This window comes from Pseudomonas sp. 22515 (assembly GCF_052044625.1).
In the GTDB taxonomy this organism is placed as follows: Bacteria; Pseudomonadota; Gammaproteobacteria; order Pseudomonadales; family Pseudomonadaceae; genus Aquipseudomonas; species Aquipseudomonas alloputida.
In genome coordinates this window covers 129935-150550 of record NZ_JBQENN010000008.1, presented here as the reverse complement: position 1 = coordinate 150550, position 20616 = coordinate 129935, and the positions used below count along the sequence as shown (strand labels likewise).

Sequence of the window (20616 nt, the reverse complement as noted above, 5' to 3'; positions counted from 1 at the left end):
TTGAAATCGTCCGTGTCGCGCTGGGCAGCACCACCTTTCGAGGGCCGCCCAAATTTCCTCTCGCCAGCATCCCATTCCTCGCCTGTATTCTGTTTGAATCTGTCTTCGAAATGCTGCTCATGCGCAGGCCGCTCGTCTCTGAGATCAGCAGCAGCTCCTCGACGTACCTGATCAATAGCTTGAAGATCACGCAAGGAAATATCGACGGTGCTTTTCGGACTACGCGATGGCCGCATGAAGTCTAACTGGTATAAAACCCCTCCTCTTTCCGACCTCTCCATTCAGCCAATCACGGCCTCAAACTCTGGATCCAAGAGCTCTTCGTGCTCTTCGTAGATGAGAAATCTGGACCAGACAGCACGTTTCTGAACCACCCCATCAGAGCAAGCGTTCCCCTGGATTGAGCTATCTGGTGACGATTCGTTGAGTTTCTTCTCACTGCTAGGAAGAGCTCTGATTAAAAATTCGTGCTTCCTCAGAGGCTTAGCGATGGTGTCTGTAGAGGCTTTTCTGGAATGACGAGTAAGCTCCTGATGGAGGCGTTTTCTGCACTCCATCCCTCACGGGGACCGCTTGTCAAATCGAAAGGCCCTGCTATACAGTTCTTGTCAAAGGATTTGTCAAATGATGTAGAATCCGGTCCCTCGTTGGGGAGCGGTGGAGGAGTTAACATGTCAGAACGCGAAGGGGTCTTAGCAAGGGCGCCGCTTATCTATGCGTTGAGCGTAATCAGATTTGCCCCGATTCTTAAGCTGCCAAAGCTGATCCCAGACATTCAGCACACGATCCGTCAGAGCCTCCCGGGCTTCTTCCAGATGGTCAAGGGCGTGCCGCCTGGAGTGATGCACAGCGGAGAACCGAATTCTTGGGCGTTCCTTAATCGGGATGCTGACTACGCGTGCGTGCTGGCCATGGATCACATGATCCTGCAAAGCACAAATTATCTTCATTTTGATAACCACTTAGCGCTTTTCCGTGAGTGCATTGAGGCGCTGGTAGGGCAAGCAGGTGCATTGGATATCACCGCTATCGGGATGCGGTACGTCGATAAAATTGAACCAGCTGAAGGTGAGACCCTAGCCGACTACCTTCCGGAAGCCATGCTCCCGCTTAAATGCGATGAGCTAGCGGCGCATGGGAAAGTCCCCAAGGAGCAGCTTGGAATCTCTACTACCACTTACCATCTAGATCCGGAGTATCTGCACATCAGATGCTGGCGGCAGACTGGTATGTGGATACCGGAAGATTTGGTCGAGCCGGCCATGGTTTTCGAAATTGCTAAGCAATCGAGGAATTCATCCAAGCATGGTGCTCCTCTGCAAGGTGCATTTGTGCCTGTTAGCGAAAATGGTGCTCTTCTCGATACGGATGCGCATTGGCCGCTGCAGTTAGCCGAACGACTGGGAACCGAGGAGATCTGCACGAGACTCGACGGTTTGCATAAGACTGCTAACTTTGCTTTTAGGACAGTCGCGAAAGATCATGCCTTTGAGGTTTGGGGGAAGGCGAAATGACTACAGCAATGAATGGGCAATGGATTGATCCTACCGGGGCTGCTGTAAGCAGATCTTCTACTTGGGAAAACCCTGAAATTGCTCCGCGTGTAGGTAGCACGACAGCAAACCCTGTATTGGCGATTGCTTTCACAGCGATGCTGGCCGTTTCGGTAGTAGTCGCTCCTGGGACTGGCTCCCTGCCCTATCCACAACTTATCGGCTCAGCAGGCATGAGCTTTCATGGCGTGCATGCTGGTGCCTGGACCGAGGTGGACACCAGCCAGGATGCCAATGTTACCGAAGACGTAGCGCCGGCCTTAATCGAGGAGCTTAGGAGCGACTTCAAGTTGTCAGATAGCTCCATCGCGCAGATCTTCAACGTGTCTCGTCAGACCGTGTACAATTGGCGGACTGGAAAAACCGCCACGGGTTTTCCCGAGAGGCTTGCGGCTTTAACTGAGGCGTTGCGCCAAGTTAACGCCGAAGAAGCGCAGTATCTGCATCGGGTGCTTTTCTATCCAACCGCCGATGGCCGCCTGATTCAGGATGCGCTTTCGGATGAAGCGTGGAATCGAAATGGCGCTAAAGGTGTGTACGGAATGATTGCGGAGTTGGCTGGCAAGGCGCAGCAGCTACGTGATAGGGACCTCAAAACCATCGCCAGGTTAGAAAAATCGGGCGGTTCGAATTTGGTTTGATTATGGCTGATACACCTGAGCAAGAGATCGTAAGTGCCATTAGCGCTGCTGGTTGGCTGCAAGGAGATACCGTCTCAGGTGACGCCTTGATTGAACACATATCCGAGGAGGTCCTGAAAGCCCAATTCGAGGGGGCGGCTCCAGCTTATTGGATGTTGGCCTCCCATTCCTGCACGGTGCATGCACGCAACCTTTGTGATGCGCCGTGGATAGAGTGGATTGCCGTTAAGGTAAAGAAAAAGGCCTTCGATAAGCAGCTGCACGCCCTCAATCCACGTACGCTGCACCTGCAGCACGCGGAAAAGCAGGTTATGGAGCTCAAGATTCACAAGCGTGTGTGGACCAAGAGAGCCGTGCTTCCGACGCTCCACCGAAATCCGGTAATCACGCTGAGCGAAGAAAACGGTCAGTATTTCTCATACTGGATGTCCCACCATTACAACCGTATTGCGATGCCGGACGAGTTGGTCAACCGCCTGAAGGCAGACCAAGGTGACGACGGCATGAAGGGCATCGCCGTGCTTGTCGACGATTTCCTCCATCAGAACAACCAATTTTTCGCTAGTGCTTGGGTTTCCTTCAACCCCAAGGGCGAGATTCGCGACCCGGCTGAGCCCTACGAGGTGGTGTTCCGGTTTTTGACCAAACGAGAGCACGCCAGGCGCGCAAATGAGCTGCACGACCAGCTGAATGAAGTGCTCGGGGTGGCCAGAAATCTCAACGATGGGCTGTACTTCGGTGGAGCAGACGTCACGGTGCTACAAGACTTTACCATGCTCGATGCGGAAGACTTCGTGCGGTACAACCTTCACGACTGGCTCAGTGTTGGGGATACCGATGAAGATGAAGAAGGTGCCGATGATGCTGACTGAGCTGCTATCGGCCTCCCCTTTAGGATCTGGGTTTGACCTTAGCTGACCGGCTGCTCTACAAACCAATTGATTTTCTCCGGAGCCGGTGTCACTGTCGCTCCAAGAATAGCCCCCACGCCTCGGGCAGGTCCCAGACCTGTACTGCGCATCAGGGGGTTAGTTGTTTCTAGGGCCCGCCCAGGTCGATCAGGCATGCTTTGGGCTGGCCTCAAACCAGTGGGTGACCACCAAAAGGGTCAGTTAGGCCTACTGCTGCCTATCCTCGCTCGTTACCATCCAGAAACCCTCTATTGATACGGTTTCAGCAAAGATGGATGTCTATAAGCTCCGCATCGAAGACACAGAAAGCAAGATCATCGACAAGGAAGGTTTCGAGGCCGAGACCTTCCGCAGAGATCCGTGGTACCAGCCTGGAAGTGCGGGCAAGCTAGCTCAGTTTGCTGTATGCCCGGCATGCGACAACCCTGTCCAGCTGGTTGGGCTGTATGAGCTACCGCCTAACGTGAAGAACCCATTCGGGAAACATGCTACTAAGAGCATTCGCGGCATCGCTCCATTTGATAGTGAGGCCCGTAACGATTGCCCGTACTTCAAGCCTCGCCAGCATAAGAAAACAGAACGAAAAACCAGGTTTGACGGCGTCCCGCGGAAGATTCTCAAGCTATTGATCGAACAGTTCGATCGCGTGGTTTACATCCTGGAGAAAGAGACCCAACTGGTCCTTTCCGAGAACGCGTTGAGAGGCATGCTGCAGCGTTACAAGGGAGAGCGTGGCTACCTCTATACCGGCGCGACGCTTCGCAATGTGCCATGGATCTTTGCTTACATGTCGGACGCCACCCGCCTGTTTGGCCAGAAGGTCAGTGGAAATGCTGAGCTGGTGAAAGCTATTGCCGCTGAGGTGCCGGGGGCGGAAATCAGCAGCACTGGTCGGCTGGAATCGAAGAAGGTGCCTGGTTCGAAGGCGGCATATTTTGATCTCAAAATGAGTTTCATCCGCCATCGAATCGTCAAAGACAGTGAAGCGTCTGGCTTGGTTGAAAGCATGGAGTTTGTAGTGTCACAGCCTCGCGGAGGTGAGCTTGAGCACATTCACAAGGAAGTCATCAAATTCGATTCGGCTTGGTTCGAATCTCTTATCCGGATGCCGGTTGATCATCCTTATCGCAGAATGGATAGAGTGAAGATGGCCCGGGAGGAACTGGGCGATCTGCTGGAGCTGACTCAGGCCTGAGGAGGCCTGCTGTAAACCACTTTTTTTCACTGTAAACCACAGTGGTTTACAGTGAAAAAAGTGGTTTACAACGTAGCTATGACACGCGCCCTGGCCACTCCCCAGGCCAGCGCGCTCCTCATTGGTTCGTTCAGCCGGACGTCGAACACCTGTGCTGCTCGGGGCCTTGCCACGCCGCGGTGTCCTATAATTCATCTTCAGCTGAATGGAGCAAAATGTTGTGAAGCGCACATTCATTGGAATGGTCGAGGCTGGTGAGCCACTGATGAGGCAAGCGCTTGAAGCTATCCGACAGGCCCACGAAGCGGAGGCTGCTGGATTGCCAGACCTTGAGGTACAGCGTCTTCACCTATTGGCAGATTCGCTCTATCAGGCGGTCATTGATTTTCAGCTCCTCAAAGCAGGTAAACCACCGTCGACTATCCAGTGAGGACCTGCCGCTACATGACGAAAAAGATACCAGCTCTTCTCCCCGACCACCCCATGTATACCGACGCAGTGGATGCGATGAAGCAATACCACGAGGCGCAGGCTTCTGGCTCATCTGCCGAAGAGGTTGAGCGCCTGCGTCAAATCGCAGAATCACAATTTCGGGCTGTCAGCGAGTATCAGCTCAACGCTCTGGGATATCAGTCTCGTCGTCCGCACTGAAGGGATAACCGATCCGGAGGTAGCTTCAGAATCCATCAAGCCAAGCGGAAGACTCACGACGCGGTCCGATTGATCAGCGAGACGGTCGGGAGGGTTTGCACACAGCCCCAAAAAAAAAGCAGCTCCCGAGAGCTGCTTTTTTCTTACTCCCCCTTTTTGTGCTTGTGGGGTTTCAGGTCCGGATGGTCCTTCTGCTTTTCAGGGGTGACTCGCTGCCTTTTGTCCGGAGTGCTATCTTCATTGGTGCGCTTTGGGCCTGGCTTGATGCTCATGCAAAACTTCCTTTTCCGCTTGGGTTGTTGAATGCAGCTATGTAATTAGTCCAGCTTCTCTCAGCTGTCAAAGCAGGCTGGTGCAGAACCGCCTGGCCGATGATCCGGTCCACATCGAACATTCAGAGGCCAGAATAAGAGCCTCCGACAAAGGGCTTACAAGGGGCAGTGAAATCCAGCGCTGAGCGATACGAAGACGTCTGGACGTTCATCATGCCGAGCACGGTGTGGAACAGGTTGTCGTGGCTCAGCGGTGACGTGGTTTGAGCTTTCAAACAACCCACGTTGACCTTTTCGCTCTTCGCGAGCGAGTCAGACATCCAAAGTACCAACGGCACCTTTGTTTGCTCGTCAGGAGCCATCGCGTAAGGCAGCCCGTGTAGATAGAGCCCACCCTCCCCCAGCGATTCGCCGTGGTCCGAAACGTACATCAGCGCAGTGTCGAACTTGGTGTTGGCCGCCAGGATATCGATGAGATTTGCAGTCACATAATCGGTGTAGAGGATTGAGTTGTCGTAGGCATTGACCACCTCCTCCTGCTTACATTTGTCGAGCTCGTTGGTCTCGCACACCGGTGCGAATTTCTTGAATTGCGAGGGGTAGCGCTTGTAGTAGGCCGGGCCGTGACTGCCTTTGTAGTGGAGCACCAGGACAGCATCGCCTTCCTGGCGCTTGATGAAGTCTTGCATCTCCGTGAGCAGCACCCCGTCCTTACACTCCTCGCTGGTGCACAGTTGGGAATCCGCGTGAGAGGCAGCCTTGTGGTTGGGAACCCTGTCGCAGACCCCTTTGCACCCCGAGTTGTTGTCAGTCCACATGACACTGATGCCAGCGCGTTGAAGCACGTCGAGCAGCCCTTCTCGGCTCTTGGCCAAGCCATCTTTGTACTGGGCCTTACCCACGTCCAGGAACATGCATGGCAGCGAGACCGCGGTAGCGGTACCGCAGGAGCTCACGTTCGTGAAGCTAATGACATTTCGCTTTTCTAGTTCCGGATTCGTTTCACGGGAGTAGCCGTTGAGGGAGAAGTTGGCGGAGCGAGCGGTCTCTCCTACTGCCAGTACCAGCAGCCTGGGTTTACGAGCCGCACCCTGTCGATTAACTACCGCATCAGTACCAATGGCCGTCAGCGTTTTAGGTGAGGCCAGCTGACGCTTCAGGTACCCATGGCCAGCCGCAAACAAGTTGGTAGGTACCAGAATCAGCCGGATCTCCCGATTGTTGCGCAGCAAGGAGGCATACGACTGGTACTGACTCAACGCGATGCCAGATAAGGTCAACAGAGCGAGCGACAGAGCAATGAACCTGCTGACCAAAGCTTTGGCCCAAGGCTTGCGCCGGAGGGGAACCCGGGCAATCAGGTAGACGGGCAACACCCCAACCATTGCGACCCAAAGACCGAGCTTCCAATTCAGCAGCTCGGTTGCCTCAGCGACGTCGGTCTCCACAACGTTGGTGAACATTGTGTAATCGATCACGATGCCGTAGGCATTCATGAAGTAACTCGCAAAAGACGCGCTGATCAGTACCAGGCACAGTATGGGTTTGGCCAGCCGCCCCCATGACAGCAAGCTCAGAACGGTAAACACCCATGCGAATACTATGACTGGGAGGCTAGCCGCTAGCTGCCAGTTCACTTCATCGGTTTTGAATACCAGCTTCCAGAGCACGTTCCAGAGCTCAGCGTTCGCGAATAGCAGTAACCAAAAAGTCACCAGGCCGATTAGCAAATTAGTACTGATGCCTTTCTGCCGCGCATTGCGAATAGCAAAGATCCATTTGCTTAACAGGGTGTGAACAATGGATTTGGAAGGTGTCATTATCAAACTCTGGAAGCTGCTTATCCATGGCGGTAGCTATGGAGTTAGCGGGAGCTACAAGGCAAACCGTCGACAGATGCTGAGCGATTGCGCAATGTGCGGAGCGTCAGAGGCCTTAGGCCCCTAGGCGTTGGGGACGCTTAGTATGTGTGAGGCATAGGGATAAAAAGAGAAATGAATCTCGCTGAGCGCATTATTTCCGGGACCTGATAACGACACGATGACCTCGGGATTACAATGCTGACAGAAATCCAATTACTGCTGTTTTGATTGTCATTGATCACGCTATGATCAAAATTAGGGGGATACTACCCACCAAAAGCAATGCTCCGCTCAGCTAGATAAATTTAATTTCACAAACAAAACGGTTTCGTTTTGTCGTAGGCTAATTTTGAACTTTCAATTCAACTTACAAGTCTTTCTCGCGAGCAGAATATTATTTTCAACTTTTGCTCGTTAATATGTCACCCATCAATGAGGGGCGAATACCATGAGCTTTTTCAAAAACATCCTGGGCGGGCACCATGGCCGTGGAAACCACGGTGGAGGCAAGCACCACAGCGGGGGACATGGGGCCGAGCAATATGATCGCCATGGCCGGCAGCAGGGCTGCGACGGCGGTAATCAGGTGTATGACGGCGGGCGCCCTCCCACTCCTGCCCCCATCAAAGATCTGCAGGGCTGCAGGCAGTGCCGGACGGCCAACGATCCGTCAGCACGCTTTTGTCTAAACTGCGGAACACCGCTATCGAGTGGTTGCACCGCCTGCGGCTCGCTGCTGAGTGCAGGAGCAAGATTTTGCAGTCACTGTGGCCAAGCGACGCTCTAAGGCTAGGTAGACAGGAAGGCCAACGAGACCACAACCCTGCGCAAGGAGAAATACGTGGGTTCAAATCATGACCATGGCAGCGCTGCAGTACGCGAGGGGCATCAGAAGAAGCTAATCATGGCGCTCGGCTTGACTGGCAGCTTCATGATTGCAGAAGTGATCGGTGCGTGGATTACCGGCAGCCTGGCGCTGCTGTCGGACGCATCTCACATGTTCACAGATACTGCCGCCTTGGCGATCTCACTGATTGCACTTCAGATAGCCAAGCGGCCGGCGGATCAGAAAAGAACCTTCGGCTATGCGCGCCTGGAAATTCTGGCTTCGACGTTCAACGCCGTGCTGCTCTTCCTGGTGGCGATGTACATCTTGTATGAGGCCTACCAGCGCTTCTTCATGCCGGCGGAGATCGCTACCGGAGCGATGATGTGGATCGCAATCGCCGGCCTGATCATCAACCTAATTTCGATGCGCCTTCTGGCATCTGCGAGCAACGAAAGCCTCAACGTCAAAGGAGCCTACCTCGAAGTTTGGAGCGACATGCTCGGCTCGCTTGGCGTAATCATCGCGGCACTTATCATCCGCTTCACCGGCTGGACCTGGGTCGACACGATTGTCGCTGTGGCGATCGGCCTTTGGGTTCTGCCGCGGACGTGGCAGTTGCTTCGCGAAAGCCTGGGGATCCTCATGGAGGGTGTCCCGAGGGGGCTCGACGTTACGGCAATCGAGGCCACCATCCTCGGAGTAGATGGCGTGACGGACGTTCATGACTTGCACGTGTGGGCTGTCAGCAGTGGCAGTAACGTGATGACGTCGCACGTAGTGGTTCGGGATTCTGCAGATGGGGATGCTGTGTTGGCGGCCGTCGTGGATGCTGTCAGCGATGCATTCGAAATCCATCACTGCACCATCCAGATCGAGCGGGCAGCTTTCCACGAGAGCGTTCCCTCACCCTCGCACTGACCGATCGGTAAACACCATGCAAACACATCACCCTCCTGGCTGAGGGTGATGTTGCAAAAAAAATGCGGTGAGGGATGCCGTAAACGGCAGGAGCGCTTCAAGGGGGTTGGTGAATGGCTTCGCCTGCCCTCGTCAACAACCTCCAGAAGGCTCAGCGATGGCCTGGATCATCACGAAGTACCTACTCACTGCCGGTATAGTGATTCTCGTGTCAGAGCTGGCGAAACGCAGCGACAAGCTGGGCGGCTTGGTCGCCGCCCTACCCTTGGTCACGGTCGTGACGTTGGTCTGGCTCTATTTAGAGAACCAGAGCATGGAGAAGATCTCCAACCATGCTTGGTACACGTTCTGGTACGTGCTTCCGACCCTACCGATGTTTATTGCTTTTCCATTGCTGCTACCTAAGCTCGGCTTTTGGCCGACACTGATCAGCAGCATCCTCATCACAATGGCCAGCTTCGGAGGCTTCGCCATACTGCTGCGCCGGTTCGGCATTGAGCTTCTATGATCCGGTGGCCGCAGGGATCATCTTGATGAGTCTTAACGGCTATTAACACACTCGCCCTTCACCAGGTAGCGAACCATGTGCAGTTCGCCTTTCGAGTCTTCGTAGGTCATCATGCTTCTTACATTACCGCAGTACCGCACACTGGGTGATACATACACCAACTTACCAACGTCCAGGTCCATGCCATAGGCGTAGTCTTCTAGTTGAGGCATGGGCTTTTTTACGCGTTGAGCATAATCCGCTGTAGCCTCTCTAGCAGTACGCTCGATGCGTTTATTGATCTCCATACCGCTTTGGGCATTGGCTGTTAGTGATGTAAAGAGCAAAAACACGGCGATCGCTGATACAGTAGTGTTCATAAGAAGTCCCTTAATAAAAAAGCGCCCGTAGGGGGGCGCTAAAATTCACCTACCAAAGGAGCGTATGGTTTACAGGTGAATGCACTGGCGCGAACAACTGCTCGGTGCTCTTGCCAAGCTGCTTTGAAATGAGACAATTTCCAAAGCAGCGATGCCTCTTCCGCTGCCCTTAAACTAGCAAAGGAGGCTAACACCAAGATGATCGGGCAATTACAATTTGGACATGTAATAGATTGTAAGATAATTATTCGAGAGAATATCGAGCCGCCACGTGAACTAATTTGCAGAAAGGCGCTGCGGTTTGCGGCCGTGCATGGGGTCTGCCTGCGTGGCGCCCTCGATCCAAGGCCAGTACCAGTCCTTGCAAGCTAACGACCGAAATGCTGCCTGTCCTGGCCGATTCCACCTGCCAGGCGAATCTGTCATACACCGCCGCAGGCCCCAGAATCCGCTATGCTTAGGGGTGGAGCCTGCATGACTGTCAGAAATCTTGCGGCTACATTACAAATTTGTAGGATTTCGCCGCGGCCAGCTTCTTCGCGTTAAGATTCAAGCGTCCTCAGGTGACCCGGCGTATGGACAGAGGTAGCGACTACCACATGCCATACCCTCAGCCAAACTTTCGAACAGCCTGCAACCATAATCTTGGCGGATTAGGCCAACTCCTTCCTCACACCTTGAGATAAGTTATGCGCGTTCTAGTTGTGGAAGACGAAATTAAAACTGCCGAATATCTTCAGCAGGGCCTATCCGAAAGCGGGTATGTCGTAGATATCGTGCACAACGGTGTAGATGCTCTGCACTTGTTCAACACTAATGTCTATTCGTTGGTCCTCCTGGACGTGAACCTCCCGGGTATCGACGGCTGGGACCTGCTGGAAACCATCCGTAAGACCAGCCGGGTCCGCATCATCATGCTGACCGCCCGCGGACGCATCAATGACAAGCTCAAGGGCTTGGACGGCGGCGCGGATGACTACCTTGTGAAGCCATTCGAATTCCCTGAGCTGCTTGCTCGCATCCGTTCGCTGCAACGCCGTGGTGATGAGTTAGTCGAGAAGAGCTCGCTGAAAATTGCCGATCTGGAACTCGACTCCGTCCGCCATCGCGTCTTCCGCGGTGGCACACGCATCGATCTCACCACCAAGGAATTTGCGCTTCTGCACCTGCTCATGAGCCGAACGGGCGAAGCGCTGACTCGCTCTCAGATCATCTCGTTGGTCTGGGATATGAATTTCGATTGCGACACCAATGTCATCGATGTAGCCATCCGGCGCTTGCGCTCGAAGATCGATGACCCGTTTGAAACCAAGCTCATTCACACGCTTCGTGGCGTTGGGTACGTTTTTGAGGAACGCGCATGAGGCCATTCAGCCTGGCTGCAAAGCTGGGGTTAAAAGTTGGGTTGATGAGCGCAGCGTTGCTGCTTCTGTTCGCCACCTTTGGCTATCTGATGGTAGGCAAGGCTCTGGAAAGAAATGCCAGAGCAGACCTGGAAGTAAAGATGGCGGGGATGGCTCACAACCTGTCCACCATCCCGGACATCTCCGGCGTCAACGCGGATGCGCATCAGCTTGTCGATTTGGTCATGGGCCACAACAACCTGTATGTGAGCATATTCGATACCTCACAGAATCAGACTCCCCTGCTCTCGATTGGCTCGAAACAGGTCAATCTGGAGGTGCACAAGTTTCAGCCGGCGGCCCAGCCCAAAGAGCACGAATGGCGTGATACGCAGGACCGTCCTCTGCTGAGTGCTTCTCGAATCATGCGTTTGGGCGATGGAACAGAGGTCAGCGTCTATATGACCATGGACCAGTCATCCAGTGAGGCGCTGCTCGATGCGTTGCTGACCTGGGCCTTGATGATGTCCCCCGTCATCCTCGCACTGATCTTGGCCATTGGCTGGTGGACTGTGCGCAGAGGCCTGCTACCACTGACCAAGTTCCTCAAGATCGCCTCGAAAATCTCAACCGAGAGCCTCGACCATCGCCTTCCAACTGATGGGATGCCGGCAGAACTCAAAATGCTCGCCGACGGCATCAACATCATGCTGGCTCGCCTGGATGATGGGGTTCAGCAGCTCTCGCAGTTTTCTGACGACCTTGCTCACGAACTTCGAGCACCGCTTTCCAACCTGATGGGCAAGGCCCAGGTTGCCTTGACCAGAGAACGATCGCTTTCCGAGTACCGGGAGGTTCTGGAGTCGTGCACAGAAGAGCTGGACCGCATGAGCCGCATGGTTTCCGACATGCTGTTCTTGGCCCAGGTCAGTCATCCAGCATCAATGGTGGAGTTCGAATCCGTCTCCTTGGTCGACGAGGTTCAGCGAGTGTGCGAGCTCTTCAGCATTTCAGCAGAAGAAGGCGAGATTCAGCTGCAGATCTCCGGCAGTGATGACGTGGTGCGCGGGAATCGCCTGATGGTTCAACGTGCCGTCTCGAATCTGGTCTCGAACGCGATCCGTTACTGCCCTCGCGGCCGCACGGTCTACGTTAAGGTGCAGCATAGTGCGAGCGGTACGACGTTGAGTGTCGGCAACCCCGGCCGTGGTATTGCCAAGGAACACCACGCGCACTTGTTTGAGCGGTTCTACCGTGTGGACAAGAGCCGAGCACGGAGCGAAGGCGGTACCGGTCTTGGCTTGGCCATTGTGCAGTCGATCATGAGTCTGCACCAGGGATCGGCGAGCGTGGAGGTGACCGAAGAAAACTTCACCTGGTTCCACCTTCACTTTCCGGAAGCCCAGCAAATGCAGCCGGCAATGACCGCCGCTTAAATTGCGCAGACACGATTAGGCCCGTCAATCGACGGGCCTTTTGTTTGCCTCAATGCATCAGTGCCGAAGGACCACAGGGTCCATGGGCGACCGCAGAATCACCGACTTAATAATCTTCTGTTCGTCAGGATTGGCGTTTTTCCACAGGTGTGAGAAGTACTGAGCATTCACTTTCTCTTGAGCACTTACGCTGCCGGCGGCATCGATCAGGCGCATGGTCGAGTAGACACAGATCAGCGCCAGAATGAAGAACGCCGTGGCGACCACCATCACATAACGCTTGGCCAGCACCGGTGCCCGCTTGAGCTCCTGGATAGAGGCGTCCGCCGCCTTTGTCGCTGCTGTAAGCTCCGAGATCAGTGGCTGGATGGCGGTGTCGACTCCGCGGCATGCAGCTGAATACGCTGATGCAGCGGCGCGCAAGGCAACCTCCTCCGCGTTCGACCAAGCCTTCTCCGCCTTTCGCACCTCCTCCTGAATCTGCCGGCCGACAGCGTCCACCTGCTCCACCAGTTCGTTCGACCTCTCCAGAACAGCGCTGGAGGTGCGCGTCTGCGAGGTCAGCTCATCGAGCTGGACAGTGAGTTTTTCAGTGCAGCGGCGAAAGTCACCGATAGCAACTGCCCAGGGCTCTATGTCATTCATGGCTATCTCCTAGGGCGGCCAACAACGCCGCGCTGAATTAACGCGCTAGATATCAAAATTGTAATTTAAGAGAAAATTCGAAGTCGCCCTCGACAGTGCCGAGATAGACATGATCCTTCCAGATTTGAAGATTTAACGCATCCTATCTGCAGCCAAAATTACGGAATTGTAATTATTGACTCACCTTGTCGTTAGCTTCGCGTTCCTAAACTACAAACCAACAAAGGCCGCTAATCAGGTTGGCCTAGTATGAACCGAGGTTCACAATGAAATTTGTCAAATCTATCGCTATTGGCAGCCTGCTGCTGGGTCTCATGGGTACCGCTTACGCTGAAGGCGGCTTCGAGCGAACGAAACAGTTCAACGAGAACTTCCGAACCGAACAGGCTCGCCTATGGAGCGATGACTCTTCGGACCAGAACAAACAACAAGTCGCTCAAGAGCAAAAGAAAGAAAGCAAGGATGGTAAGGAACAAGCCGACAATTAATCGGCGGTTAAATAGGACTTCAAATGACGAAAGAAATCGACAAAAAAGCCAGGGTAAAACCTGGCTTTTTTGTGCTTGGAATTTAGCCTTCGTTCTTGCGAGGCGTTTCCGCATTGCTTTCTCCGGCCAGACCCTCGGCACCTTGTGCGGGGCGTTTCCAATGGCACAGCAGGAGCTGGCTGGCGTTCGCTTCGGTGATCGATGTGCAAGCTAGATCAGCGGGCAGACCATCCTTGCTGTCTCGCAAGCGCCTGGACAGATAGAACGAGCCATCCCGCGGCCACTTGGCAGGATCCTTGATGTTCTCGGACTTCCCGCTGCTGTAAAACTCCGACGAGTATGAGCGGCGGCCAGGATAGATCAGGGGAGCGGAATGAGCAGACTGCACATTGAGCCAGGCTTGAACCACATCCCGCTGATTCTGAGGGCGCTCCTCTAGTACCCCGGCGTAGATGATGCCCGCACCGATGATTGGCAACACCAATGCGCTCGCAGCGGCAGCCCAGGTGGTCTTCGGGCCAACTTCGCTGACCCGTGCAGACAGCAGCAATGCCCACGCTGGCAGCGCGGGTAGCAGGTAGGTCCACAGAATGTTGCCTGCAAATGTGAAGAAGACCGGTGTCGCCAAGGCCCACAGCCAGAGGTAGGCTTTGAAGCGCTGCATCGATCCACGCTTGCGGATCAACAGTGGTAGAAACAAGGCCCATGGCAGTAGCGACAATCCGAGCTGGATCCAGATGCTGCCGTACGGCTTGGCATGAGCACTACCATAGAGGTCCCCTGCCCAGTTACTGACGACGTAGCGGCTCCAGTGCTCACCAACGAAGAAGTACTCCATGAAGCCGGGCGTTTTCATCTCGGCCGCGACATACCATGGCACGGATATACCGAACATGAGTACAAGGCCGCTAATCCAGGGAAGCCTCAGTACCCGTCCCCATTCCTTGTAGATAACGAACCAGGCGAATGCCGGCGCCCCCATAAGCACCAGGGTCAGCGGCCCTTTGGCAAGCAAGCCCAGCCCGAGACCTGCGAACATCAGGTAGGCATCCGCCTTGCTGGCGCACTTCATCCAACGCCAGAAACCGTAGCTGGCCAGCAGAATCGAGAACGACAAAACAGGGTCAGTCAGCACAACACCGCTGGAGACCAGGCCAAGTGTGGTGCTGGAAAAAATAATGGCAGCCCAGATGCCGGCGTTACGAGAAATCTGCTGCGTGCCGAGTTTGATGATGATGAAACAGCTTGCCAGGTGGAGTAGCCACGCTGGGAAGCGCGCAGCGAACTCGTTAACGCCGAAGACCGTCATGCTCGCGGCCTGGGTCCAGAAGGACAACGGAGGCTTGCCCCAGAACGGTACCCCGTAGTCGAACATGGGCGTGATCCAGTCATTCAACTCGACCATCTTGCGAGCCATTTCAGCGTAACGGGCCTCAGATGTGTCCATCAGCGGGTAGATGCCCAGCCCCACCAAACGCAATAGCAAAATCGAACCCAGGACCCACCACAGCGTCCTCTCGTTCTTCAGGTTCAGCATTTCTTACCCTCGATCGAAGCCATCGAAGGGTGGAGTGACACGGGATCTGCCTTGTTGCTGTGCTTCAGGAAATAGAGAGGCCGGCGCTTCACTTCCGCGAGTGTCACGCCCAGGTACTCCCCCACCATGGCGACACCGACGCACATGAATGAAGCCATTCCGACGATCAGGTGATGGATGTCGAAACTGCCTGCCACAAGCGACGCAAGCATGTAGCAGATGCTGGAGACGAAAAGACCGAAACTGATGAGGCTGAAAATGCGCAGTGGTTTGCGAGAGAAGCTGACGATGCTCTCGATGGCCAGATTGAACAGGCCAGCTGCATTCCATTTGGTGCTCCCGGCATGGCGAACAGTGCGATTGTAGGGCAGTTCGATGGTACGAAAGCCTACCCAGCCGATCATGCCTTTGAGAATCCTGGAGCGTTCATCCAGGGCCCGCAGGGCTGCCAGCGGCGCAGGCCCAATCAATCGGAAATCGCTGACATCGGCCGGCATGTCCACCTTCTCCACCAGGCGCTGCATGACCCAGTAGTAAGCCCGGGCACTCATGCGCTTGAACCACGAATCACCGATTCTCAGGTTGCGCTGCATGTTCACCACGTCGTAGCCGCGTTGCCAGTAGTCCACCATGGCCGCGATGAGCTCTGGTGGATCCTGCAGGTCGACATCAATGAAGATCAGCGCACTGCCACGGGCATGGTCTATCCCGGCGCTCAGTGCAGCCTCTTTGCCGAAGTTGCGACTCAGGGACAGGCAACGTACAGATGACCCATCCTGATAGTGGCGAAGAATGTCGGCCGTCCGGTCATTACTGCCGTCGTCGACATAGAGGATTTCGCAGGAGACGGGTAAGCGCTTCACCACGCGGGTGATTCGCTGGTGGAACTCGGGGATGGTTTCCTCTTCCTGGAAGCAAGGGACCACGATGGTTAACAAGGGATCAGGGCGCTCGGGAAAGCGATGTAATGTCTGCATGATTGAATGTCCAAAAACGATGTGCAATGAATCCAAGTGCAGTGAGGCTTAAGGTCACTACGACTTGGGAGATGAGCGGTGACAGATTCGACTTGATGAGGAACCACATACCCACGCCATTGCCGAAGTTTGTGGTTAACGCGACCAGTGCAAACCTGACAGGCTGAAACTTACGAGAGCCATCTGCCACAAAACAGAGCGCCCTATTTCCAATGAAGCTCGCGATTGCGCCAACCATGCCGCCACAGATACTGGCCAGTAACGGAGTAACGAATTCTGTCGTAACCAGCAATAGGAACACCGCATAATGGACTCCCGTTGCTATGAAGCCGATCCCCAGATAACGAATCAGTAAGGTAGTAAGAGGTGGGGTTTGATTTTCCATGCCCAAAGCCTATGGAGGCAAAGGTGAAAAAATAGTGAACTAAATGTAAATGCGTAATTAGCCGAATCTATATATGGTAAGTAACAAGTCGGCGCACTAGGCTAGCACGCTACAATATCAGAGGGATTGCCTGAAAATTACGCTTTCGAAATAAAAGCCTTCCGATAACGCATGCATGACCCGTGGATTACAATGTTGACAAGATAAGGAAACACCGGGTGGCATTGAGATAGATTCCCCGAATTAAGGGGGACCTAATGGTTACACAAAATGAAACATATACAAGCAGCGTTGTTCCTTACAGCCCTGACATATTGGATGATTTGCCAATTGATGATCAGCTGGCCGTAGAGTTTTTCGCAACAGCACGTTGTGCCAGTTTCAAACAGGCTGCCCGAGGGCTCAATGTGCCAGTGGTAGGCCTGCGGAAACGCTTGGAGAAACTGGAAGAGCACATTGGTGCTCCCGTGTTTGTCTACAAACACAACAAGCTTGCCCTGACCCGCACAGGCGAGAGGGTCAGCCATTACCTGTGCCAGCTCTTCGGCCCAGACGGCCTTGGCAAGTCCGGTGAAAAGGAAGTCCCCAGGCTTACCATCGCGATCACAGAGCCAGTGCTGAACGACATCGTAAACCGCGATCTAGTCGCCTACGTGCGTGATCATGCCGAAATGCAGCTGGAAATCCATTCAGAATGCACAACGCAGATGCTTTCTGAGTGTGAAGTCGATGTGGGTATCGCTTTGGTGAGCCCAGATGATAAAGGCGCGCTTGATCGCCATCCTACGTATAGGTTTGAAAGGCTTGGCCGGATTGGGCACGCCCTGTTCATTTCCAGCCGCTATTCAAGAAGCGTCACCCTTCCAGTGGAGAGCTTGGATTTGCACAACTTCATGCTCGTTGTCCCTTGGGATGAAGAGATCTTGGCGGGCTCACGAAAGTGGGCATCGATAATGGCTGAGCATCAGGGCGGTACCACTCGGGTCAAGAGCTACAACCTATCACGAGGCCTTGTCGTTGGCGGTGCGTGTATTGGAGTGCTGCCCGACTACAGCCGAAAACTGGAGAGAAATATCCTACCCGTGCCGGGTTTCCTGGACGACCTGGAGGAGAAAGATGTCTATCTTGTTATCAAAACGAAGCTTGTCCGCAATCCGCAGGTTTTGGAAATTCGAAGATTGATCAAGAAGAGCTTCTTTGATAAGAAGGACTGGCTTGTTCGGTAACAGTTTTGTTAGGTTTCAAACTCCTCCGTTAACACTACAGAAACACAACTGTCATATTCGCTTGCAACCTAGTCAGAGTGCTTAGAACAAAGGCATCTTGTTACAGCGGGTGACAACCGTGGCCTGCTCCCATCTGCAAGATAAATTTAGGCCGGCGCAGGGCGAAATATAACGTCGGTAGCTAAGCACTTAACATACGAGAGGCAAGCAATGATCCGTTCTTCGAACATGCGGGAAAAGCTGTTGGCTGCCGCAATAATAGGCACATTTTCCTCGCAAGCATTCTCCGGAACAGTAACCACTGACGGAGCTGACATCGTTCTGAAGACCAAGGGCGGTCTTGAAGTATCGACTTCTGACAAGGAATTCAGTTTCAAACTGGGCGGCCGAGTTCAGGCCGACTACGGCCGTTTCGATGGTGTCTTCACCAAGAATGGCGATACCGCTGACGCAGGCTACTTCCGTCGCGCCTACCTTGAGCTCGGTGGCGTGCTGTACCGCGACTGGAAGTATCAGCTCAACTACGACCTTTCCCGCAACACGGGCAACGACTCCGACGGCTACTTCGACGAAGCCAGCCTGACCTACACGGGTTTCAAGCCGGTGCAACTGCGCTTTGGCCGTTTCTACACCGACTTCGGTCTTGAGAAAGCCACCAGTTCGAAGTGGACCACCGCCATGGAGCGGAACCTCTCGTACGACCTGGCGGACTGGATCAACGACAACGCCGGCATGGGTGTTCAAGCCACCAGCACCATCGCTGACATGGCTTATGTTTCCGGTAGCGTTTTCAGCGAAACCAATAACAACTCGGATGGCGACAGCACCAAGCGCTACAACGTACGTGGCGTGTTCGCACCGCTGCACAGTGATGGCAACGTCCTGCACGTCGGTGCTCAGTACGCTTACCGCGACCTCAAAAACAGTGCGGTCGATACCCGGATTCGTTCGCGTCTGGGCGTCCGCGGTGTAGATACCAATGGCGGCGGCGATGCCGGCACCAACGGCAACCGCATGCTGTTTGGCGGTGCTGCTGCACAAGATGGCCTGTGGAAGGACGACTCGGTCTGGGGTCTCGAAGGTGCCTGGGCCACCGGCCCGTTCTCGGTTCAAGCGGAATACCTTCGCCGCAAGCTGAAAGCTGACCAGGCCAACAACGACATGAAGGCCTCCGGTTACTACGCCCAGATGGCTTACACCCTGACCGGCGAGCCGCGTATCTACAAGCTCGATGGTGCCAAGTTCGACACTATCAAACCAGAGAACAAGGAACTGGGGGCCTGGGAAGTCTTCTACCGCTTTGACGATATCAAGGTCGAAGACGGCAACCTGGTCACCGCGGCGGACCAATCGAACGAGCGCAAGGCCAAGAGCCACACGGTGGGTGTGAACTGGTACGTCAACGAGGCGGTGAAAGTCAGTGCCAACTACATCAACGTGCGCACCGACAACAACGAGAACACCGTGGGCGACGACAGCGGCAATGCCATCGTGACCCGCCTGCAATACGTCTTCTGATCCCTCTCATCAGTCTGACGTGAGAAAGCCGGAAGCGCTCAACGTGCTTCCGGCTTTCCTGTTTCTGGAGGTGATCAAGCATGGAGCGCCCTCCTCCTACCTGCTTTCGCTTACCGATGACCGCTCTTGCCAAAGCTCGGCGAATCTGATGTGATTGCCGCGTCGGGCTTTGCATGGTGGCCGTGCAAGCAAATCAAACCTGACTCCTATTCATGATTGAACCTGATTCGACGTCCAGCTTCGCGTCTAACGGCCCTACAAGCGCAGCTACCCCAACGTCGCTCATTAGGGGATAGTCATGTCTGCAAAAAAGCTGCTTCAACCTCTCGCTGCTCAGCTGCACGCCTCGTTCTCGGCTTCTGGCCGCCCGTACTCTCATCTGCACCTCCACCAGCTGTTCCACGCGGCCATCGGCTCCGTTGCACCGCAAGTTGCCATCCAAGACAAGCTGCCAATTCAGGTCTGTCGTGACAACGAGACACGGCAGTACAACCTCTACGCGGCGGTCGAGCGGGCGAAAACGTGCTTAGGATTGACCGATCTTCAAGCAGTCGGTGTGGCTGAAGAAGTCATTGAGGTGCTACGAACTGCGGGAATCGGCGTGAACCAGGTTCGCCTGCTCCTTGACCCCTCCTTCAGCTCGAAGACTCGCAAAAAGGCCTTCAAGGCTCTCTGCAAGAACCTGGATCTGAACGAGCTAGGCGATCGCTTCGTCCCCAAGACTGCCACGTTGGCCATCGCTGCTGGTATTGCGCCGCCTCCCAAAATGTCGTGGAAGGATCGCTTCGCCCTGGCTGCAAATTCCCCCATGCGGGGGCCAAGCGAGCTCATCAGCATGGTCAACCGGGATGAGTGTTATCTGTGGGTATTCCCACCGACTGACCATCATGCGACGGCTCCAGCGACGCATGACCGTTTCTTTGGTGAAAAGACCCACCCGAGCGCAGAAATGGGCATGGGGTTCAGCATCATCGATTCCGGCTGGACCCGCCCCAAGTACCCGCTATCCAGGCAGTCACAAGAGACCTTCATCCAGTATTCGCTTTCTGCGCCGATGTGGTCCTGGCGCGCACAAAGTGACACCTGGCGCCTGGGAAACATCCTGCGTTCAAGAATCCTTGACGGGGCTCCTTGGCATAACGAGCCTCTGAGTGACGTGCTTCCGAGCGGCCTTAAATCCCTGCCCCGGATCTATGGGTGCGAAACCTGCCGAACGCTGTTCATTGAGAATCACAGCGACTACCCGGATGTACCCACTCAGTGCCAATGCGGTGAGGCGAGCAGCACGGGTGACCAAAACGAGTCATCTGCTCTCAATAGCTGATTTTCCTTACGGTGGCGGGCTGAGCCCCCCGTTAGGGA

21 protein-coding genes are annotated in these 20616 nt (G+C 54.6%); 15 read left to right on the top strand and 6 right to left on the bottom strand.

Annotated features, from left to right (window positions below; genetic code table 11):
* Window positions 1-671 precede the first annotated feature (671 nt).
* The 6 genes from ACTJJN_RS10200 to ACTJJN_RS10175 all read left to right on the top strand — a co-directional run bounded on the left by ACTJJN_RS10200 (window position 672) and on the right by ACTJJN_RS10175 (window position 4951).
* Entirely contained in the window at window positions 672-1514 is an 843-nt protein-coding gene (locus ACTJJN_RS10200) for a TIGR04255 family protein (RefSeq protein WP_010951432.1), read from the top strand.
* Window positions 1511-2194, top strand: coding sequence for a transcriptional regulator (locus tag ACTJJN_RS10195; protein ID WP_440781220.1), 684 nt, complete (start codon window positions 1511-1513; stop codon window positions 2192-2194). Before ACTJJN_RS10200 ends, ACTJJN_RS10195 begins: the two co-directional genes overlap by 4 nt.
* A 2-nt stretch (window positions 2195-2196) precedes the next feature.
* Window positions 2197-3066, top strand: coding sequence for a hypothetical protein (locus ACTJJN_RS10190; protein WP_023049366.1), 870 nt, complete (start codon window positions 2197-2199; stop codon window positions 3064-3066).
* A gap of 310 nt (window positions 3067-3376) precedes the next feature.
* Window positions 3377-4300, top strand: a complete 924-nt coding sequence (locus ACTJJN_RS10185) for a hypothetical protein (RefSeq protein WP_011953102.1) — start codon at window positions 3377-3379, stop codon at window positions 4298-4300.
* A gap of 205 nt (window positions 4301-4505) precedes the next feature.
* Window positions 4506-4730 (top strand): hypothetical protein, encoded by a 225-nt coding sequence (locus ACTJJN_RS10180; protein WP_011953103.1) that lies wholly within the window; start codon window positions 4506-4508, stop codon window positions 4728-4730.
* A gap of 14 nt (window positions 4731-4744) precedes the next feature.
* The gene (locus ACTJJN_RS10175; RefSeq protein ID WP_011953104.1) at window positions 4745-4951 is read left to right on the top strand and encodes a hypothetical protein; all 207 of its coding nucleotides are present in this window, start codon (window positions 4745-4747) and stop codon (window positions 4949-4951) included.
* A 394-nt stretch (window positions 4952-5345) separates the two neighbouring features.
* Here the strand turns inward: ACTJJN_RS10175 and ACTJJN_RS10170 are convergent, their stop codons facing one another.
* Window positions 5346-7043 carry a phosphoethanolamine transferase gene (locus ACTJJN_RS10170; protein ID WP_003298414.1) on the bottom strand — a complete coding sequence of 566 codons (1698 nt, stop codon included), beginning with the start codon at window positions 7041-7043 and terminating at the stop codon, window positions 5346-5348.
* A gap of 490 nt (window positions 7044-7533) precedes the next feature.
* On the opposite strand from ACTJJN_RS10170, the gene ACTJJN_RS10165 reads away from it, so the two are divergent.
* From ACTJJN_RS10165 to ACTJJN_RS10155, 3 genes are all read left to right on the top strand, one after another.
* The gene (locus ACTJJN_RS10165) at window positions 7534-7872 is read left to right on the top strand and encodes a zinc ribbon domain-containing protein (protein WP_071890582.1); all 339 of its coding nucleotides are present in this window, start codon (window positions 7534-7536) and stop codon (window positions 7870-7872) included.
* A gap of 54 nt (window positions 7873-7926) precedes the next feature.
* Entirely contained in the window at window positions 7927-8832 is a 906-nt protein-coding gene (locus ACTJJN_RS10160) for a cation diffusion facilitator family transporter (RefSeq protein WP_010951438.1), read from the top strand.
* 157 nt (window positions 8833-8989) lie between these two features.
* Window positions 8990-9340 (top strand): DUF3147 family protein, encoded by a 351-nt coding sequence (locus ACTJJN_RS10155; protein WP_011953105.1) that lies wholly within the window; start codon window positions 8990-8992, stop codon window positions 9338-9340.
* Window positions 9341-9372: 32 nt separating this feature from the next.
* Here the strand turns inward: ACTJJN_RS10155 and ACTJJN_RS10150 are convergent, their stop codons facing one another.
* Entirely contained in the window at window positions 9373-9699 is a 327-nt protein-coding gene (locus ACTJJN_RS10150) for a DUF2790 domain-containing protein (protein WP_011953106.1), read from the bottom strand.
* A gap of 689 nt (window positions 9700-10388) precedes the next feature.
* On the opposite strand from ACTJJN_RS10150, the gene ACTJJN_RS10145 reads away from it, so the two are divergent.
* Together ACTJJN_RS10145 and ACTJJN_RS10140 are read left to right on the top strand one after the other, a co-directional pair.
* Window positions 10389-11063 carry a heavy metal response regulator transcription factor gene (locus tag ACTJJN_RS10145; RefSeq protein ID WP_003253457.1) on the top strand — a complete coding sequence of 225 codons (675 nt, stop codon included), beginning with the start codon at window positions 10389-10391 and terminating at the stop codon, window positions 11061-11063.
* Window positions 11060-12478, top strand: coding sequence for a heavy metal sensor histidine kinase (locus ACTJJN_RS10140; RefSeq protein WP_011953107.1), 1419 nt, complete (start codon window positions 11060-11062; stop codon window positions 12476-12478). The genes ACTJJN_RS10145 and ACTJJN_RS10140 overlap by 4 nt, the downstream gene beginning before the upstream one ends.
* 57 nt (window positions 12479-12535) lie before the next feature.
* Here the strand turns inward: ACTJJN_RS10140 and ACTJJN_RS10135 are convergent, their stop codons facing one another.
* Window positions 12536-13123: a hypothetical protein gene (locus tag ACTJJN_RS10135; RefSeq protein WP_010951442.1), complete on the bottom strand. Its 588-nt coding sequence runs from the start codon at window positions 13121-13123 to the stop codon at window positions 12536-12538.
* A 266-nt stretch (window positions 13124-13389) separates the two neighbouring features.
* On the opposite strand from ACTJJN_RS10135, the gene ACTJJN_RS10130 reads away from it, so the two are divergent.
* A complete protein-coding gene (locus ACTJJN_RS10130; RefSeq protein ID WP_010951443.1) occupies window positions 13390-13611 on the top strand; it encodes a hypothetical protein in 222 nt (73 codons plus the stop codon).
* 82 nt (window positions 13612-13693) lie between these two features.
* Here the strand turns inward: ACTJJN_RS10130 and ACTJJN_RS10125 are convergent, their stop codons facing one another.
* Genes ACTJJN_RS10125 through ACTJJN_RS10115 form a run of 3 tightly spaced genes read right to left on the bottom strand, consistent with a single transcriptional unit; the run spans window position 13694 to window position 16510 of the window.
* Window positions 13694-15148 (bottom strand): phospholipid carrier-dependent glycosyltransferase, encoded by a 1455-nt coding sequence (locus ACTJJN_RS10125; RefSeq protein WP_010951444.1) that lies wholly within the window; start codon window positions 15146-15148, stop codon window positions 13694-13696.
* Window positions 15142-16125, bottom strand: coding sequence for a glycosyltransferase family 2 protein (locus tag ACTJJN_RS10120; RefSeq protein ID WP_010951445.1), 984 nt, complete (start codon window positions 16123-16125; stop codon window positions 15142-15144). Before ACTJJN_RS10120 ends, ACTJJN_RS10125 begins: the two co-directional genes overlap by 7 nt.
* Window positions 16091-16510: a GtrA family protein gene (locus ACTJJN_RS10115; protein WP_010951446.1), complete on the bottom strand. Its 420-nt coding sequence runs from the start codon at window positions 16508-16510 to the stop codon at window positions 16091-16093. Before ACTJJN_RS10115 ends, ACTJJN_RS10120 begins: the two co-directional genes overlap by 35 nt.
* Window positions 16511-16767: 257 nt before the next feature.
* Between ACTJJN_RS10115 and ACTJJN_RS10110 the strand changes: the two genes are divergently transcribed.
* From ACTJJN_RS10110 to ACTJJN_RS10100, 3 genes are all read left to right on the top strand, one after another.
* A complete protein-coding gene (locus tag ACTJJN_RS10110) occupies window positions 16768-17736 on the top strand; it encodes a LysR family transcriptional regulator (RefSeq protein WP_011953108.1) in 969 nt (322 codons plus the stop codon).
* 210 nt (window positions 17737-17946) lie between these two features.
* The gene (locus ACTJJN_RS10105; protein ID WP_009395904.1) at window positions 17947-19254 is read left to right on the top strand and encodes an OprO/OprP family phosphate-selective porin; all 1308 of its coding nucleotides are present in this window, start codon (window positions 17947-17949) and stop codon (window positions 19252-19254) included.
* A gap of 298 nt (window positions 19255-19552) precedes the next feature.
* Window positions 19553-20578: a hypothetical protein gene (locus tag ACTJJN_RS10100; protein ID WP_011953109.1), complete on the top strand. Its 1026-nt coding sequence runs from the start codon at window positions 19553-19555 to the stop codon at window positions 20576-20578.
* Window positions 20579-20616: the final 38 nt, after the last annotated feature.

Excerpts from the sequence above, each read along its gene's own strand:
- ACTJJN_RS10200 (WP_010951432.1), top strand. The coding sequence starts at position 672 with ATGTCAGAACGCGAAGGGGTCTTAGCAAGGGCGCCGCTTATCTATGCG.
- ACTJJN_RS10195 (WP_440781220.1), top strand. The coding sequence starts at position 1,511 with ATGACTACAGCAATGAATGGGCAATGGATTGATCCTACCGGGGCTGCT.
- ACTJJN_RS10190 (WP_023049366.1), top strand. The coding sequence starts at position 2,197 with ATGGCTGATACACCTGAGCAAGAGATCGTAAGTGCCATTAGCGCTGCT.
- ACTJJN_RS10185 (WP_011953102.1), top strand. The coding sequence starts at position 3,377 with ATGGATGTCTATAAGCTCCGCATCGAAGACACAGAAAGCAAGATCATC.
- ACTJJN_RS10180 (WP_011953103.1), top strand. The coding sequence starts at position 4,506 with ATGGAGCAAAATGTTGTGAAGCGCACATTCATTGGAATGGTCGAGGCT.
- ACTJJN_RS10175 (WP_011953104.1), top strand. The coding sequence starts at position 4,745 with ATGACGAAAAAGATACCAGCTCTTCTCCCCGACCACCCCATGTATACC.
- ACTJJN_RS10170 (WP_003298414.1), bottom strand. The coding sequence starts at position 7,043 with ATGACACCTTCCAAATCCATTGTTCACACCCTGTTAAGCAAATGGATC.
- ACTJJN_RS10165 (WP_071890582.1), top strand. The coding sequence starts at position 7,534 with ATGAGCTTTTTCAAAAACATCCTGGGCGGGCACCATGGCCGTGGAAAC.
- ACTJJN_RS10155 (WP_011953105.1), top strand. The coding sequence starts at position 8,990 with ATGGCCTGGATCATCACGAAGTACCTACTCACTGCCGGTATAGTGATT.
- ACTJJN_RS10150 (WP_011953106.1), bottom strand. The coding sequence starts at position 9,699 with ATGAACACTACTGTATCAGCGATCGCCGTGTTTTTGCTCTTTACATCA.
- ACTJJN_RS10145 (WP_003253457.1), top strand. The coding sequence starts at position 10,389 with ATGCGCGTTCTAGTTGTGGAAGACGAAATTAAAACTGCCGAATATCTT.
- ACTJJN_RS10140 (WP_011953107.1), top strand. The coding sequence starts at position 11,060 with ATGAGGCCATTCAGCCTGGCTGCAAAGCTGGGGTTAAAAGTTGGGTTG.
- ACTJJN_RS10135 (WP_010951442.1), bottom strand. The coding sequence starts at position 13,123 with ATGAATGACATAGAGCCCTGGGCAGTTGCTATCGGTGACTTTCGCCGC.
- ACTJJN_RS10130 (WP_010951443.1), top strand. The coding sequence starts at position 13,390 with ATGAAATTTGTCAAATCTATCGCTATTGGCAGCCTGCTGCTGGGTCTC.
- ACTJJN_RS10125 (WP_010951444.1), bottom strand. The coding sequence starts at position 15,148 with ATGCTGAACCTGAAGAACGAGAGGACGCTGTGGTGGGTCCTGGGTTCG.
- ACTJJN_RS10120 (WP_010951445.1), bottom strand. The coding sequence starts at position 16,125 with ATGCAGACATTACATCGCTTTCCCGAGCGCCCTGATCCCTTGTTAACC.
- ACTJJN_RS10115 (WP_010951446.1), bottom strand. The coding sequence starts at position 16,510 with ATGGAAAATCAAACCCCACCTCTTACTACCTTACTGATTCGTTATCTG.
- ACTJJN_RS10110 (WP_011953108.1), top strand. The coding sequence starts at position 16,768 with ATGGTTACACAAAATGAAACATATACAAGCAGCGTTGTTCCTTACAGC.
- ACTJJN_RS10105 (WP_009395904.1), top strand. The coding sequence starts at position 17,947 with ATGATCCGTTCTTCGAACATGCGGGAAAAGCTGTTGGCTGCCGCAATA.
- ACTJJN_RS10100 (WP_011953109.1), top strand. The coding sequence starts at position 19,553 with ATGTCTGCAAAAAAGCTGCTTCAACCTCTCGCTGCTCAGCTGCACGCC.